The organism is Paenibacillus sp. 10L310, assembly GCF_056395745.1.
In genome coordinates this window covers 212,119-228,552 of sequence record NZ_JBFTKC010000007.1, presented here as the reverse complement: position 1 = coordinate 228,552, position 16,434 = coordinate 212,119, and the positions used below count along the sequence as shown (strand labels likewise).

The window sequence follows — 16,434 nt, the reverse complement described above, 5'->3', positions numbered from 1 at the left end:
TCTGTACATATGCGCTCGTTCTTCATCCACATTCCACTCAGTTCGATTTATTGCACTTTGAAACGACTGACGGTCTGTTGCAACTGTTCTGCCATCAAGGAGAGATCATTGGCTGCGGAAGCAATCTCCTGCATCGCAGACAACTGCTCCTCTGAAGATGCACTCACTTCTTCTGTTCCAGCGGCCCCCGTTTCGGTCACTTCCATGATTGTTTTCATAGACCTATTAATCTGTTCTACCCCTGTTGACATTTGCTCAATTGAAGCAGAGACTTCCTGTGTTTGCCCCGCTACGCCCCCAACCGCCTCACGAATTTCATCAAATGTGGCTCCCGCCTGGTGAACAAGTGTAATCCCCTCTTGAACCTCTGCGGATACAACCACCATAGATTCAGCAGCATTTCGCATTCCCTTCTCAATCGATGCCACCAATGGAACAATTTGATTAGCAGAAAGCGCAGACTGCTCAGACAGCTTCCGAACCTCTGTAGCAACAACCTGAAACCCTCTTCCCTGTTCGCCAGCTCGTGCAGCCTCAATAGCAGCATTAAGGGATAGGAGATTCGTCTGTGCTGATATTTCCGAGATGCTGTCCACCATTTTCACAATATCCTGAGAGTGTCTGCTCAGTTTCTGGATCACGACCGACAGATTCGACACCGTCCCTTGTATAGAATTCATTTGACCTATCGCAGACTGAACTGACTCGCTACCCGATATTGTTTTTACGGAGACTTTGGTAGCTTCTTCAGACATATGGAGTGTGTTCTCCGTAACTTGTTGAAAGCCTGTCGTTAACTCATTCATCGTCTGGAATCCATCACTCGCCATTCGAACCTGTGTATCCATACCTGTTGCAATCTCACCCATTGTGATGGCCACTTGCTCTGTGGCGGTTGCTGTCTGTTCGGTGCTTGCCGTCAACTCCTCTGAAGAGGCAGCTACCCGTTCTGCACTGTCTCCTACCTGATGAATGAGTGTACGCAAATTTGCAGACATGATGTTAAAGGCTTGGGCGAGATCACCAATCTCATCCTTGTTACGGACCACAATAGGCTCACCAGTCAGATCTCCGTCTGCAATCCGGCTCGCGGATTGGGCAATAGCAGCAACAGGCAAGGATATCATTCTGCCAATGACATACGCCACAAGTGCCCCGATTAGAAGAGAAGCCACTCCAATAATTGCAATCCACCTAAGGACCTGCACAATCTGAAGATTAGCCTCCACAACGCCTGAGTTCATGGCATCTTGTTGATGTGTTTCCATACCTTCCACAATTGCTTCAAATTCAGAGATCAGACTTGGGGCTGTGTCCTTCAGTAATCTTGAGATTTCACTGTTATTCCCCTGTCTTGTCAATGTCATAATCTGCTGCGCAAGTTCATAATATTGGCTCATCGCTTCATCCGATCGTGAAAGGTAATCTTTCATCTTTGAACTTGTAACTGTTGATTTTAATTCTTCATTTAACGCTATGTAATCTTCATAAGCTTTATTAAATGCCTGTTCGTTCTCTGCACTGTCTTCCAGAATATAATTTCTCAAAGCAATCTGCTGTGATTTAAGATCAATCGACATATTTTTAATGAGTAATAGTTTGCTTGTTCTATCATTAATTAATTCTGTATACGTTTTCTCAACGGCTATAAACTGCGTATATGTTATAACCGTTATAGCCACCAATAATAACAGCACAGATGAGAAACCCATAAGTAATTTACGGCTAATTGAGATTTTTTTCATGTGTACTCCCCCGAAAGTTCAGATAACGTGCATGATACTTCCTACATCCACCCTCCTTTCAATTAAATTAAGACTTTAGACCCAATTAAAAATATAATTCGCGATTATATGTACAAATACTATTCATAACAGGGTCTTTTTTCCTATTCATACTAACCCATAAAATATAAAATTTGAATCATAAACTTAAAAATATTATTTTTCAAAATTGTCAAGGCCCTTTTAATAAAGAACACAAACACTAACTCTAGTCCGGTAAAACAAAAAAAACACCTTCCAGAAGGCAAGTCCAAACCAAAGGTCTGATCCTGCCTATACTAAAAGATGCGTTTGAAGTTACGCTGATATGTGGTTTAGAAACGGATAAACATATTCCAGCTCCCCAGTGGAATAGCTAAATATGAAATGCCGGTCAACGAATCAATACCGGATTGCGTTCAAGCAGCCCGCTGCCAAACGTTTCTCTGAACGGGGAATCCTCCATATGGATATAACCGATGTAACAGCCACATTTTTTCATGCGACAAGGCCGATCCTCAGCCAAAGCCTGCAAACCATCGCGATATAGATGTCCAATGATTCGTCGATCCTTGTAACATCTCTTCACATGCCCGGACCCCTGTACATAAAACACTTCCGAACCGGCAGCACATCGTTTGCCCAAGCTCTCATAATCCTGCAGATTACCTTCAAAAAGCGGATCAAGCCCACGTAAAAACTGAATCTCTTCCGGCGTGTAATACTTGGGCCGATCTTTGAAGGCATTAACCCACATATACACATCATCCGGCAAAGCCTGTCTCATGGACTCAATTGCGGGGAAAGCACTACGGAGTCCGACAGTACCGACACTAAAAGCAAGTCCCATCTGACGCAAGGTCAGACATTGTTTAACAAAAGAAGCCTCTTTTGTCTCACGAGGATGATACGTCGCCCAAAAGGCTGCTTTATTCGCATCCAACTCCCTCGCCCAATCCAGTTTGACGGACAGGTTGGTTTGAATTGCAACTTTATCCACACGTGGCATATGTGACAGCTCAACCATCGCTTCCCGGTACCACCGACGCACCAAAGCTTCACCATAGGGATTGAAGAAAATCGAAAATTGATGCCCGGCACTCTCTTGCTCCCTGACCCAATTCACAAATTGACGCAATTGTTGTTCATCCACTTCCAACGTCTCTTTGGAATCCACGGTTTTGCTAAAAGGGCAGTATGGACAGTCGTAATTACAGGAAGACAACTTCCCCCGATAATACAAAGTCGCTCTCATGAGAAAACAAACCCTTCCATCTGTTCACGGATTTCGGCAGATATAAGCCAATCTCCAATCGCATCGGAGTAACCTAGTCCTTCTTCTGTCAGACGCAGCACCTGCTTGTCCTCATCACTCTCCAACTCCGCCATGCCCTTTGTCAACAGTTCAGCCAACCAGACATAGTCGGACATCACATCGGTACCAAAGCGCTGTTGGTAGTCAGACAACGTCAATCCCTCCCGATGCAGCAAGGCTTTCAGAATAAAGCGACGTCTCTGTTCCTCACGGCTTAACACGATGCCATAATCCGCCACATCGTAGCGCTCGGTTGCCACATAATCGGCAATGATGCTCTGTGTAGCCTTGTAACTCACGCCATACTTGGAAGCATAATGTACTTCACTCGTATAAGATCGTGCGCCACATCCCAGTCCAACCATGCCCTCCTCCTGACAACTATAAGGCAGAAGTGCTTTCGAGGACGACTGTTCTTTGGCAAATCTGCGCATGGAATATTGCACATAACCTTTACTTTTTAAAGTCTCACGTGCAGCTTTATACAGTTCCATCCGAATATCAGGTCCCTGACGTCGAATATCATCAGGTTTCACGATTGTATTTTCCCGTGTATACAAGGGATAGATAAAAATTTCGCCCGGTTCGTAAGCCAGAACTCTTTCCAATGAATAGATCCACGATTCCACCGTTTGACCCGGCAAACCATAGATCAGATCCAGATTTAACAATGGGAAATCATACCGAGTAAGCTTCTCAAGCGCTCGTTCAACTTCCTGCGGTTTTTGTGGACGATAGATGGCAGATGCTTCAGCTTCAATAAAACTCTGGATGCCCATACTGACACGATCCACACTTCGTTCCTTCATGATGGCCAGCTTGGCTTCCGTAACGGTATCCGGCGACGTTTCCACCGAAATCGATGCTTGTGCAGGGTCCAGCCCCATCACATGTTCAGCAATATCAAACAGACGATTCAACTGAACCTCATTTAATAATGTAGGCGTTCCCCCACCAATCGCGAACCGCGAATACGGTCTTCGAGATGTAATAGGTGCCCACTGCTTCGCCTGACGTTCCAGCGCATCTACATAGCGTTCATGCGTATCTTCCCGTCGATCCGGCAGTGTGAACAGATTACAGAATCCGCAACGAGCAGCACAAAAGGGAATATGCATATATAAAAAATACGTATCGGTATTCTCTCGTTCCCACAGTGGCCCTAACGGCAGTGGTGGGTCAAGCTCCCGATAGGCGGTCTTGTGTGGGTACGAGTATAAGTAAGAACGATAAGGGAATGCCAGTACTTCACTGAGACTTGTAGCTTTATCGGATCCGGACTGTGTGGAATGGCCTGTTGTTGTATGTTGTATATGTTTCTCCATCGGTTTCCTCCTGTCTCCGGTTGTTGTCCTCATAAGATCAATACATTCTATACTAAAAATTCACGGTAAGGCACCGTCCACACCACATCATGTGCGAGCCGGTGTCCTTGATACCCGTCTTCACCGTAAGCTGTACCATGATCGGAAAAAGCTAAACAAAAGGCAGGCCGGGCGCGTTTTCTCATCGCCTCAAACAATGGTCCAAGAGCCTCATCTACATATCGAAGTGCAGCTCGCTGAGTCTCCACCGAGTCCTCCTTGGCTCCTTCTACAAAGTAACGATTGGGTCCATGAATGGCAGACACGTTCAAAAACATAAATATCTTTTCATCCGGCGCTGTCTGTTCAAGCAACTTTAATGCATGCTGTACCTGATGCTCTGTTGATTTGGGGTTGGTTACCCCAAAGTTCATTCTCCAGTAGCTGTGTTGGAAATATCCAGGCAATACTTTCGCAAGCGGGTTTTTTTTCGTAAAAAAGATGACGCCGCCAATACAGATGGTACGGTAACCTTCAGCTGCGAACCCGGATACGATATCCGGTGTATCAAACAGCCAGGTGTGCGGATGTGTTTTGAGCCCAGTATTTCGGGAATGAAATAGCCTTACATGAGATGCCTTATCTGTATTGGCAGGAGTCGGCATAAAACCACCAAAAAAAGCATGGTGTGCCGCATATGTAAAACTGCCTGGGGTATGACGCTTCTCCCACGGACCCGAACCACACAAATTAGGACAATTCTCCTCTTCCAGCTTGGCTACGTCATAGCGTAACGTATCCAGCGTAATCATTAACAGATCATGGGAGCCCACAATGGTGTTCATATCAGGCATGTTGAATAGGCTCCTTTCGTAAAAGTTCCATTTCCCACTCATAGGTTCCGAGGCCATGATGCTCGACCCTGTATAACAGATCTCCAAATGGATTCACATCCAGCACATAGGCACGCGGATTCGAACCACTAGTAAGCATCACATCAATCCCGGCTGACCACGAGTTGGGAAATGCAGACATGGCTGCTTGCGCTGCCAACCGTACCAGCGACATCCGCTGTTCATCCAGGCCTGCTTCAGCAGGCAGCATACGCTCATTGCGCAGATGCAGATTGGTAATCGGGGTACGGCTCAGCCGCATAATCGCGTGACCTGCCTGTCCACCTGCAACCAGTTGGCGAATATCATAGGCCCGCTGATCAAGCGTGGCTTTTGGCATCCATCGTTCAATCTGTGCACCTTCTGCACATAACCAGTTCATCAGCGTAGCAATCTCTTCACTGCGGGTATACTTGCGTAGACGTCCTTCATTGAAGAAAATCGTCTTGCCCTGTCTCTGTTCCATCCCCATCGTTGTTACAGCGATTTCATCACCCGTTCGAGGATTGACTTGATAGGCAACAACTCCTGAAGCCCCGGAGCCGCACGCAAGCTTCACAAACACACGATGCATCTCGGCAGACTTCATTGAGCTACGCAGGTCCATATAATTACGGATTGGCCGCGAAAATTGCAGCGCCGGAGGTACATAAACTCCATGTGAAGATAGATGTTGCTGACAAGTTCTCTTGTCAAACATCAATTGGATATCGGCGGGATCATTCATGAATCGGACTTCAGACCATATCTCCCGAGACTCACGGCCGATTCGATCCAAACATGCTTTCCAGCCACGAAACCACTGGGCGGGAGCGTAGATTCTTCCCCACTCCTGTTCCAGCGCAAGTGCCTGTTCTGCGGAAAATGCTTCTGTACCCATCCCAGCCGTTAATGTTGACGAATCATTCATAGCTCCAAGGAACAGTAGTTCACGCTCCACGTCCCAATCCTCACCAGGAGCATCAATCCGAATCAGGGGTACAGGCAGATTGAAATCTACTGTATCCGCGATGGTTCGTCCGTGTCTCCAATTCTGCAGCAATTGAGCATATGGCAGTACGACCGCAGGTTTCAAACCCAATCTATGCCTAGCCTCTTGCAGCCCTTGTGTTCGTCGGTTATCAGGGTTTCCGATCAATAAAAAGGGCTGATCTTGCGTTAGATCAGGTACATCTATTGGCTGGTGCAGGCTTTCATTCATTTCCTTTACGCCTGACATCGACTATTCCGTTAACGATGGATAGCGCCAGTCATCCTCATCACTCTGTTGCTGGTCGCTAACATCTACAGATATACCCGATCGGTTCCAGCGACTGATCATTTCATTGGTCATGTAATGGTAACTTAGATCAAGATGTTTCAGTTTCTTTATTTTGTCACTGGCAAGTAACGCTTCAGCCCCTTCATCGGACAACGTTCCTTGCGATAGATCCAGTACTTCAAGTTGATCCAGAATAGGTGCTTCAGCTGCTGCTTTGGCAATCTCATCCTGAATTTCACTGTCTTTCAGACCCAAGTAAACCAGCCTTGGAAATAATCCTTTTTCTAACAAAGGGAGTACATCTTCAAGTGATCCATTGAAACCATAATTATCCACACCCAGGTACAGTTCCAATTTACGCAATTCAGGCAACTTGGCATGGGTGATTGAAGATAAGACTTCTTTCGGGAGACCACCACATATAATAATCAATTCTTCAAGCTTGGCATGCTGGAGTGGTTCCAGACTGAGGCCGCTACTGCCCATTACAGAGAATGTTTTTAATTCTGGAAAGGCACCTAACAGTGGTGTGAGATTTGTCTGGATAATCCACGATACTTCACATTCTTCGAATCCCATATCTCCAATAAACAGTTTCTTCAATGACGGAAAGCTTGGAGCAGACTCGACAAGCGTACCTATGAACTCGTCAGGCGAATTTTCATAAGCCTGTCCCCAATCTCCGATGACCAGACTTTCCAATGAGCTAGCCTCCGGTTTAGCTGCCAGTTCCTTAATTAATTTTTCCATACGAATGCCGTCCTCATAATCATCGTAAGATACAACAAGCTTCACTTCTTGCATGAGTAGATCCCTCCGTTTAAGGTTCATATGTGATTCATTAGTTTGAATGTTAACCCATACCACACAAGGCTTGCAACTTCTTCCAACTCCAGTCCCAATGAGATTCCCAATCGTGCAATGTAAACCATTTCTCATGTAGGTACAAGAACATACGTTCTGATATGTAGTCGCAGAAATAGCTATCTTTAATTAGGTATATGGATGGACCTTCACCGAACCCGATCAAACACTTCATTTCATAGAAAAAGCGTTAATGGCGGATGAAGCATCCCATCGGAATGCTTCTGTCCTTCCATTAACGCTTTGATGTTCACATATCATGAAGTTAAATCAAGTTGTTTCATTTAGTCTTAGCCTTCAAGTCTGGATACAAGCGCTCTCAGCGCATGACCACGGTGACTAATCGCCTGTTTTTGCTCAAGCGTCAGCTCTGCCATCGTCATCTCGTATTCAGGTACATAGAAGAGTGGGTCATATCCAAAACCGCCAGCACCTGCAGCTTGAGCCGTAATCCAGCCTTCCGCAGTGCCTTCTGATTCATACTTATCACCTGTTGTCGGATCGTACAGGACCAGCGCACAAACGAAACGAGCCGGACTTAGTAGCGGCTGCTCGGTGTCCTCACCGGATTTCAACGATTCCAGCGTCTCCAGCAACTTCGCATTATTCTGTGCATCCGTTGCTCCTTCGCCTGCATATCTCGCTGAATATACCCCTGGCTCACCATCCAACAGGTCTACACATAAACCTGAATCATCTGCCAGAACGGGCAAACCAAGCGCATCACCAACCGCTTTGGCTTTCTTCCAGGCATTCTCCGCAAACGTTACGCCATCTTCTACCACATCCGGCAGCTCCGGATAGTCAAACATGCTCTTAACCTCTTTGCCAAGCGGTGCGAAAGCATGAGCGAATTCACGGACTTTCCCCGCATTGCGGGTTGCAACAATGAGGATTGGGCTGTCCAAACTCATCTTAGGCTTCCCCTAATCCACGCGCGCCGATCTTGAGCGCAATCGGTCCAAGCACTTCTTTTTGACGCTCAATCATCTCCAAAATCCCCTGCTCGCCCAGTTCCAACATGGCGTTCAGCTCACGGCGATCAAATGGTGCTTCCTCACCTGTTCCCTGAAGCTCGACGTATTTACCGCCACCTGTCATCACCAGATTCATGTCTACCTTGGCTTTGGAATCTTCATCATAGTTCAGATCCAGTACAGGCTGTTCACCCACAACACCCACACTTACTGCGGCAATGAAATCCGTAATCGGGAATACTTGCAGTTTGTGCTGTTGGGAGATCTTGTTCACGGCAAGTGCCAGCGCTACAAATGCACCGGTAATGGACGTTGTACGTGTGCCTCCGTCAGCTTGAATAACATCACAGTCCAAGGTAATCGTACGCTCACCAAGAGCCTGCAGATTAACTACCGAGCGCAGTGCCCGACCAATCAGACGCTGGATTTCCATGGTGCGTCCAGTTAATTTGCCACGATTGGCTTCACGTTGGTTCCGGGTATGTGTTGCACGTGGCAACATGGAATATTCAGCTGTTACCCAGCCTTTACCCTGCCCTTTCATAAAGGGTGGTACACGTTCCTCTACTGTAGCTGTACAGATCACCTTTGTATCTCCAACTTCAATCAGTACAGAGCCCTCGGCGTATTTATTCGTGTTCACTGTTAAATTCAGCGGGCGCAGCTGTTCGCTGGTTCGTCCGTTTGATCTCATATTTTCTGCCTCCTACGACTTAAGCATCCTGTAATGTTGAACTTATTCACACTTTTACGAATCCCTTATATTTTACCAAAGAGTTCGGTTAAAAGCATCCTTAAGCATTCCTTGCTCATTAAATCGGAATTTCGTTGATATATTCAGGCTTGGAAACCGGCGCACTGTAATCCCTGTTGTCGTCACCCATGACCGTTTTTTGGCCGTTCCACTCGATCTGTACTTTGGCATCCTTGCTGGCTGTGTTCTCCGCAGTGGTTAATACGACAGATTGTAACAGCTCGCTTGGCACGATATCCCCTTCGGCAAACATATCATCTTTCAAGGCAACCGTGACCGTGCCATCCTCTGCTGTTTTGACCGATTGCAGCTCCGTTCCGCCTGTCATGACCTCTTCCAGTTCTCCGCCTTTGTCAGGTCCTTTGATCAGTTCGTTCAATGCTGCCTGCACCCGATCTTCACCAGGTGTAACCAGACGTGTCACTGGAACATAATATTGGATGCCCGCTGGCGAAGCAGCGGAGAAATAGACCGTTACCGGGCTGCTGTTGGTCACAAACGTATCACCCAGATCCAGATTGATTCCCACAGCCCGATTCAGCGGTTCAGGCAACGGCGTGCTGTTCACAGGCATTTGTGTTAACTTTTTGCCATCCACCCAGATCTGCACATTCTCCACATCAGGTGTTCCCGTCAATGTCCACGTGACAGCTTCTAGCATTTTCCGTTCTTCCTTTGCATCATACTTGGCAAAATTACCCGAGAACTCAACGACCGCCAGCTTGTCATCCGCGTGAATCGTTACATTCTGCACAACCGTTCCCTGCGGGAGAACGCCCTGGAATCCTTCAGGCAACATACCCGCATAGGCCCCGCCTGTGACAAGTGTATCCAGAGCTGTCTTTGGACTGCTTGCGTCTGTTCCAGAAGGAAGTGTCAGGGATACCGGAGCGAGCAGCCCCTGCTGGTCTTGCAGATATACCGTCGTTAACGGGAGCATTGCGAGTGCTCCATTCCCTTCGGCCGCTTGAATCATAGCTGCTTCCTGGATGGGCGGTGGTGGATCAACAGCTTCGGAAGACTGTGCTCCAAACATGCCGCAGCCTGACAATACCATAGGAATACTCAGCAGCGCTGCTGCCGATACCGTACGCAAAGAATGGATCTTTCTCATGATCACGTTCCCCCTCATCATTTTTACAGTTTGTACTACCATGTATACGAGCCTTTGTCCAAAAAATAACTAAAAGATAATAAGAAAAATGTCTATCAACGCACTTTCACGGAAGGCAGACCGTTTTTAGCTGAAATTTTTCATGTGTTAATCGAATTGTTCAACTTCACTGAAACTTATAATTTTATTATCTTAAAGAAACGTAAACCAGGTTAATAACGTATTAGGAAGCAAGAGTAGGGACATTGCTAACTTCAGAGGAGGAATCGCCCATGGAACATCCTGAGCAAGAAAAAATCCCTTACAGCCTGAATAGCCGCAAGGTGGCGGAGGCAACAAGGGAATGGCTGCATAAGCGGGGCGTCACGATCCCTGAGATCGCAGAGCTGGTCATGTTATTGCAACAAAAGTATTATCCAGGTCTTACGATGGAAGAATGTATCGAAAATGTGGAGATGGTTCTCCGTAAACGTGAGGTACAGAATGCTGTTCTGACCGGGATTCAGCTTGATATTCTGGCAGAACAGGGGCAACTCATATCTCCTTTGCAGGAGATGATTGAGAACGATGAAGGACTGTATGGCGTGGATGAGATTTTGGCATTCTCAATTGTCAATGTATATGGCAGTATTGGATTTACGAATTATGGTTATGTGGACAAGCTAAAACCAGGGGTGCTTGAACGACTGAATGACAAGAGCCTGGGCCCTGTCCACACGTTCTTCGATGATATTGTCGGTGCGATTGCATCAGCAGCGAGCAGTCGGATCGCCCATCGCAAACAATCCGAGCTTGAAGAAGCACTGGGAGAAAAACCTGTTAGTGATGACGCCGTATAATGCGTAAATCGTTTCATAAATGAAGCCATGTGGAACATTGGACATGTGTATGGATGCTTCGTGAAATGACTGTTCAATAAAATAACTGTTCATGGAAAAAGCGGCCTGATGGCCGCTTTTTTGCATGTGTAACGATACATATTGGATAATCCACATTTTATTATTTCAGATGTTTAGGTCGTACCGTTCCCACCAAACCAAAACCTTCAACCCAATTCTGCTCGGAAGGTGAACCAGATGTTGCACGTTTCGGTCCAATCGTGATTTCCGGGCCTTTACGCTCTCGCAACATGCCACGTAGCACGGTGATACCGAGAATGCTGAGTCCGGTAAATACATATATCATCCGCATGATGATGTTGCCAGAATCCGTTCCGGTAACCATGCCGTGAACCAGCAGACCAATGAACACTGGATAGGACAACATGTGGAACATGAACCACCATTTACGGCCCAGCTTGTTCCGCAGATCACTGGATAACAGGACAATCACTAATCCGTAGAAGGCTAACGTTCCCAGACCACTGCCGATCGGATGCACGGAGGCGGTAAAAGGAATCAGAAGTTCTCCCCAGGTAAATGGGCTGTGGTGATCAATATATAACGTTAATGCGTGCACGAGTCCAAGTCCGAAGGCGAGCCAGGTCGTTCGGGTATGCCATTTGAACATGGCTGCTTTTGGTTTGCCTTTGGCCAGAGGCATCCCTTGCGCAATGCCCAGAAACACACCGGCAAAGAGCAGCACATAAGCAGCAATTCCACTAATTCGAATGATATTCCACGTTGGCAGGTAATCTACAATCCATTGTGCCATAACCGGCTCCCCCATATCTGTTAGACTTGTCCTAGATCAGACTGAAGCGATGATCCGGATCAAAACCGGGCCAATGCTCAGCAAGCGTATCCGTATTCCCTCTAAAATAAATACTCCCATCCCGTGTCATCCACAGGACGTCATGCCGATCGTAATGTCGGTTTAACCAGCCCACCGCCTCGGCACTCCCCAGAATGCAGACCGTCTTGGCAATGATCTCGCATTGCGAAGCATGCTGTCCCATAACGGTACACTGCAATACGTCCGTATGTGCGGGCTCCATCGTCCGGGGGTCAATGAGGTGATGTGCAAGGCTTCCGTCCGTATTTTGCCATTGTCTGCGGGAAATACCCGAAGTGGCAACAGCTCCTCGCTGTAAACGGATCGCTCCCGACATAGCACCCTGATTCTGCAAAGGATCTGCTACTTGCAAGGTCCATTGGGAATGGTCTGGTGAACCCCATACTTGAATATCTCCACCCGCGTTAATCAACCCCGCTGGAATATGCAATGTTCGCTGCAACCAGTCTGCGATACGCTCTACTGCCCAGCCCTTAACAATGCCTCCCAGGTCCAACTCAGCTCCGGGGTCCAGATGAACCATCCGGCTACCTTCCCGCTGAATCCAGCTCGGACGGCTGTGGTCATATCGATCTTCCATCCAGCCTGATGATTCAGGTGTTCTCGTTCGCAATATGCGTTCAATTAATGGACGTTTCAATTGTCGTTGCTGCACCTTCTCGAAGCTTAGATCGTATCCCGAAGCCTGAAGAGCCTGCGAGATACCCGGTTGAAAAATCCCTTCGGTCAGGCCAATATATCCATAGGCCAAACTCAAAACTTCATCCATCGCAGCGGAGATGGGCATCCATCCGGTTGAACCATTCAGACGATTTAGTTCACTGTCTGCCACAAATCGGCTGAAACGCTGCTCCTGCGTCTCAAACCAATTCTTCACGACGATTGCTGCATGTTCACCTTCTTCCCGCCCAGCGGACAGTTGCACTTCAACATCCGTGTTCATCGCACGGAATTGAAATCGGAGCGGACGAGCAACTTGCTCCGTGCGGCTCATGATGCACCTGTACGTGACTGATAGTTGCCACTGCTGTATCCGGAGTCTGTACCCTGGTTATTTTGCCCGATACGCTGAGAATCTGAATAATTCCCCTCGTTACTCGTGCTCTGATCTGGCCGAGCTGCTTGTGTGCTATCGGATGTTCCATTATATTGACTATCATTATTGTCATTGTCCTGCGTGTTCCAGTTGTTGCTGTCCGTTGTACTGTTGATCCATTCATCCATCACATCATCATGCGTATCCACTTGGCTTGAAGCAGTAACGCTTGTATCTGTGCCATTTGCTGTTGCATAGGCCACATCAAAGGCATCCGAAGTTCTTACATATTGAAAAAGTGCAGCCACAGTCAACGTTGCTGCCGCTGAAGCTTGCCATTTTCTCCATTGATTCCGTTTTCTTCTGGTCATCGCTCTTCCCTGCTTTCTTTAGCGAAGTTCATAGATGTATCATAGGCGCGCTGGCTTAAAAATAGATGAATGAACCGTTAAGAGAGGCTAAAAAGGCCCAGAACAGGTGAATTTCCTGTCCCGAGCCTCTATATAAGATCGTATTATCATTCCATATCGATATCATCATTCCGTTTAGATTTGAAAATAGAACGTCCCATCCGGTTGCTGCTCTTGCTTCACTAGTTCGCGTCGAATTAACTCCTGCAAATGGGCTAACGTCTCACTCATGGCAAACCGCAGTTGATGGGTACCCAGCCGATTGCCAAACATGTGCACACAGATGTCATAAGCATTCGCCGGTGACTCCTGAATTCGTTCCGTCATCTTCTGAAGACGTTCCTCGTGATGAGCGAGCAATTGTACTGTCCGTTCGGTGAACTGGGCAAAAGGATTCCGATGCCCTGGATACGCCTGTTTGACATTTAGCCCCCCGAGACGTTGCAATCCTTCCATATAAGACAATAATGGCTGAGGGTCACTGCCGGGTTGCAGACTAATATTCGGTGAAATCTGTGGCAAAACTGCATCTCCGCACAGAATCTCCATGGACTCCGGCGCATAAAAGGATAAATGGCCTGGGGCATGTCCCCCCGTCTCCACAGCAACCCAACGTTTCCCGCCCATATTAAGCCACTCGCCATCTTCAATGGGTGTGACATTCGGAAGTGGAGTGATCTGCGAATTAAATGCCTTCATATGTTCATGTATCTGCTCAGTCTTGTCTTCCGGCATTCCGTGGCTTCCATAATAATCAGGTAATAATGTATTAATACGTGAATCAGGTCCCCACATATAGTCGGCCTCTTGGCGGGAGCGTGTGGACATTCGAACGGGTGCCCCCGTCATCTGTTGCATCCAACCCGACAACCCAAGATGATCGGGGTGATGGTGGGTGAGTACAATTTGATGAATATCGCTAAAGGTCAGGCCGAGATCTGCCAGCGCTTCACTCCACTCCTGTTCTGTTTCCGAATTACGCGGTCCCGGATCTATAATAGTTATCTTCCCATCCGATTCTGATAACACATAACTGTTCACCCATCGTAAGGGAAACGACATGCTGATCTTAACCCGGTGTATACCCTCTGTCATGGGCATCTCTTCTGTGCGCTTCATGTTATCCCCCTTCCAGACTGTCTCTGTTCACTCCACAGGACGATGACCAACAAAAATCATACGCGGAGAAGTCTGCTCGTCATATTTCTCTTCGTCATAGCCGCCATGTACCTGATCTACGTGAAGTTCAGCTTTACTTAACAGCTCACTCAGTTGATCCTTTGTATACAACTTCACACGTTCCTGATATACCCGCGGTTCATGTCCGGATGCAGTATCCGTAATACGAATTTCCTTTTGCACAAATCCATCCTCAATCTTGCGGAACTCCTCAATTCGCTGTCCTTCATCCTCTCGGACGGAGTGCGGTACCAGATGCCGAGTCACATAAGCCGTATTCATAAAATCAATAATATAGCTGCCACCCGGGCGAAGCATGCGATGAATGGCACGTAATACTTTCAGTTGTTCTCCGTCCTCCAGGAAATAACCAAACGATGTGAACAGATTAACTACAGCGTCGAAGCCACCTTTCAGCGGCAGTTCACGCATGTCCGCATGACACCACGATACTCGATGTTCGGTGTCCATTAGGCGCGCTTCATGTAGAAGCACATCGGACAGATCAACTCCGGTCACTCGCAATCCTGCATCAGCAAGTGCCATGGAGTGACGTCCCATACCGCAGCATAGATCCAATACTTCAGCATTGGGCTCAAGCTTCAACCAATTGATCATTTTATGTACTTCCTGATGGGCACCCTGCACATCCCGGTGCTTGTATACGAGCAGATAATCTTCTCCAAAACTCTTTTTATACCATTCCGTCATCCATTCTCGCCCTCCACTTGGTCACTGGCTCTCTATCTATAGTCACTGTTGTACAAGCCTGATCATTTCCCCTAGCTTTAATGTATTGTAACGTCTTTATTCTGCAAACTCAAAAAATCCCAGTAATTTTCCAACATTGAAGAGCCAAAATGCACACGATATAATGTTAGACATATGCCTGCAAATCGGTTAATTATAAGAGGTTGTTCAAAAAGCAACAGGAGGTGTTCTTATGATTCGCATCGGACTTACCGGATGGGGGGATCAGGAAGATCTCTATCCAAACCGTACCAAAGCCAAGGACAAGCTCAGTCTATACGGACAGTACTTCTCCACCGTGGAGGTGGATAGTTCTTTCTACGCCGTTCAGCCGCGGGATCGAATGGCACGGTGGGCTACCGAGACGCCCGAATCCTTTGCTTTTATCATCAAAGCCTATCAGGGAATGACCGGACATCTGCGAGGCAAACCATACTTCACCAGCACGTCGGAGATGTATAAGGCTTTTCGGGAATCACTGGAACCGGTCATTGAAGCCGGCAAGATGCAGGCAGCCTTGTTTCAATATCCGCCTTGGTTTGAGTGCAATAAGGACAACGTGAAAGAGCTTCGTGAAGTGAAACTGAGAATGGAAGGTATTCCGTGTGCCCTCGAATTCCGTCATCGTAGCTGGTATGAAGGTGACATGCGAGAGCGCACGCTTTCGTTCCTGAAAGAGCAAGGCTGGATTCACAGCGTCTGTGACGAACCTCAGGCAGGTCTAGGTTCTATCCCCATCGTGCCACAGGCGACAGATTCCGAGATGACACTGGTTCGCATGCACGGACGCAATGTGTCCGGGTGGCATCAGAATGGTGCGCCCAATTGGCGCGAGACCCGTTATTTATACCGTTACAACAAGGAAGAATTGTTGGAATGGAAAGGGTATCTGGAGCAATTGCAGGAGCAGAGCAAGGATGTCTATGTTATTTTTAATAACAACTCCGGTGGCGATGCAGCAGCGAATGCCCAGATGATGATGGACCTGCTGGACCAGCCAGTGAAGCCTTTCCCTGACCGTTCTGAACCGGAGAAGGAAGAAGGACCGGAGCAGCTAGAGCTATTTTAATACGTGCTATA

At 47.4% G+C, this 16,434-nt stretch carries 16 protein-coding genes; 2 read left to right on the top strand and 14 right to left on the bottom strand.

What is annotated here, in order from left to right; translation table 11 throughout:
- Positions 1 to 47: 47 nt before the first annotated feature.
- From AC1DE7_RS17640 to AC1DE7_RS17600, 9 genes are all read right to left on the bottom strand, one after another.
- Positions 48 to 1,745, bottom strand: coding sequence for a methyl-accepting chemotaxis protein (locus tag AC1DE7_RS17640; RefSeq protein ID WP_477534896.1), 1,698 nt, complete (start codon positions 1,743 to 1,745; stop codon positions 48 to 50).
- 412 nt (positions 1,746 to 2,157) lie between these two features.
- The gene (locus tag AC1DE7_RS17635) at positions 2,158 to 3,018 is read right to left on the bottom strand and encodes an STM4011 family radical SAM protein (RefSeq protein ID WP_477534895.1); all 861 of its coding nucleotides are present in this window, start codon (positions 3,016 to 3,018) and stop codon (positions 2,158 to 2,160) included.
- A complete protein-coding gene (locus AC1DE7_RS17630) occupies positions 3,015 to 4,403 on the bottom strand; it encodes an STM4012 family radical SAM protein (protein WP_477534894.1) in 1,389 nt (462 codons plus the stop codon). Before AC1DE7_RS17630 ends, AC1DE7_RS17635 begins: the two co-directional genes overlap by 4 nt.
- 47 nt (positions 4,404 to 4,450) lie before the next feature.
- The gene (locus AC1DE7_RS17625) at positions 4,451 to 5,236 is read right to left on the bottom strand and encodes an STM4013/SEN3800 family hydrolase (protein WP_339185924.1); all 786 of its coding nucleotides are present in this window, start codon (positions 5,234 to 5,236) and stop codon (positions 4,451 to 4,453) included.
- Entirely contained in the window at positions 5,229 to 6,494 is a 1,266-nt protein-coding gene (locus AC1DE7_RS17620) for an STM4014 family protein (RefSeq protein WP_477534893.1), read from the bottom strand. The genes AC1DE7_RS17625 and AC1DE7_RS17620 overlap by 8 nt, the downstream gene beginning before the upstream one ends.
- A 3-nt stretch (positions 6,495 to 6,497) precedes the next feature.
- Complete coding sequence (locus tag AC1DE7_RS17615) at positions 6,498 to 7,340, bottom strand: STM4015 family protein (protein ID WP_477534892.1); 843 nt, start codon at positions 7,338 to 7,340, stop codon at positions 6,498 to 6,500.
- A gap of 350 nt (positions 7,341 to 7,690) precedes the next feature.
- The gene (locus AC1DE7_RS17610; protein WP_017692573.1) at positions 7,691 to 8,314 is read right to left on the bottom strand and encodes an XTP/dITP diphosphatase; all 624 of its coding nucleotides are present in this window, start codon (positions 8,312 to 8,314) and stop codon (positions 7,691 to 7,693) included.
- A 1-nt stretch (position 8,315) separates the two neighbouring features.
- Positions 8,316 to 9,071, bottom strand: coding sequence for a ribonuclease PH (gene rph, locus AC1DE7_RS17605; protein ID WP_017692572.1), 756 nt, complete (start codon positions 9,069 to 9,071; stop codon positions 8,316 to 8,318).
- A 118-nt stretch (positions 9,072 to 9,189) separates the two neighbouring features.
- Positions 9,190 to 10,245: a GerMN domain-containing protein gene (locus tag AC1DE7_RS17600; RefSeq protein ID WP_047841205.1), complete on the bottom strand. Its 1,056-nt coding sequence runs from the start codon at positions 10,243 to 10,245 to the stop codon at positions 9,190 to 9,192.
- Positions 10,246 to 10,517: 272 nt separating this feature from the next.
- On the opposite strand from AC1DE7_RS17600, the gene AC1DE7_RS17595 reads away from it, so the two are divergent.
- The gene (locus tag AC1DE7_RS17595) at positions 10,518 to 11,084 is read left to right on the top strand and encodes a phosphatidylglycerophosphatase A family protein (RefSeq protein WP_017692570.1); all 567 of its coding nucleotides are present in this window, start codon (positions 10,518 to 10,520) and stop codon (positions 11,082 to 11,084) included.
- 160 nt (positions 11,085 to 11,244) lie between these two features.
- On the opposite strand, the gene AC1DE7_RS17590 is transcribed toward AC1DE7_RS17595, so the two are convergent.
- From AC1DE7_RS17590 to AC1DE7_RS17570, 5 genes are all read right to left on the bottom strand, one after another.
- Positions 11,245 to 11,898, bottom strand: a complete 654-nt coding sequence (locus tag AC1DE7_RS17590; protein ID WP_477534891.1) for a ferric reductase-like transmembrane domain-containing protein — start codon at positions 11,896 to 11,898, stop codon at positions 11,245 to 11,247.
- Positions 11,899 to 11,929: 31 nt separating this feature from the next.
- On the bottom strand, positions 11,930 to 12,973 hold the full coding sequence (locus AC1DE7_RS17585) for an FAD:protein FMN transferase (RefSeq protein ID WP_477534890.1): 1,044 nt from the start codon (positions 12,971 to 12,973) through the stop codon (positions 11,930 to 11,932).
- Positions 12,970 to 13,386, bottom strand: a complete 417-nt coding sequence (locus AC1DE7_RS17580) for a hypothetical protein (protein WP_076329054.1) — start codon at positions 13,384 to 13,386, stop codon at positions 12,970 to 12,972. Before AC1DE7_RS17580 ends, AC1DE7_RS17585 begins: the two co-directional genes overlap by 4 nt.
- Positions 13,387 to 13,560: 174 nt before the next feature.
- Entirely contained in the window at positions 13,561 to 14,544 is a 984-nt protein-coding gene (locus tag AC1DE7_RS17575) for an MBL fold metallo-hydrolase (protein WP_477534889.1), read from the bottom strand.
- Positions 14,545 to 14,571: 27 nt separating this feature from the next.
- Complete coding sequence (locus tag AC1DE7_RS17570; protein ID WP_477534888.1) at positions 14,572 to 15,315, bottom strand: class I SAM-dependent methyltransferase; 744 nt, start codon at positions 15,313 to 15,315, stop codon at positions 14,572 to 14,574.
- Positions 15,316 to 15,547: 232 nt separating this feature from the next.
- On the opposite strand from AC1DE7_RS17570, the gene AC1DE7_RS17565 reads away from it, so the two are divergent.
- The gene (locus AC1DE7_RS17565; protein ID WP_477534887.1) at positions 15,548 to 16,423 is read left to right on the top strand and encodes a DUF72 domain-containing protein; all 876 of its coding nucleotides are present in this window, start codon (positions 15,548 to 15,550) and stop codon (positions 16,421 to 16,423) included.
- Positions 16,424 to 16,434: the final 11 nt, after the last annotated feature.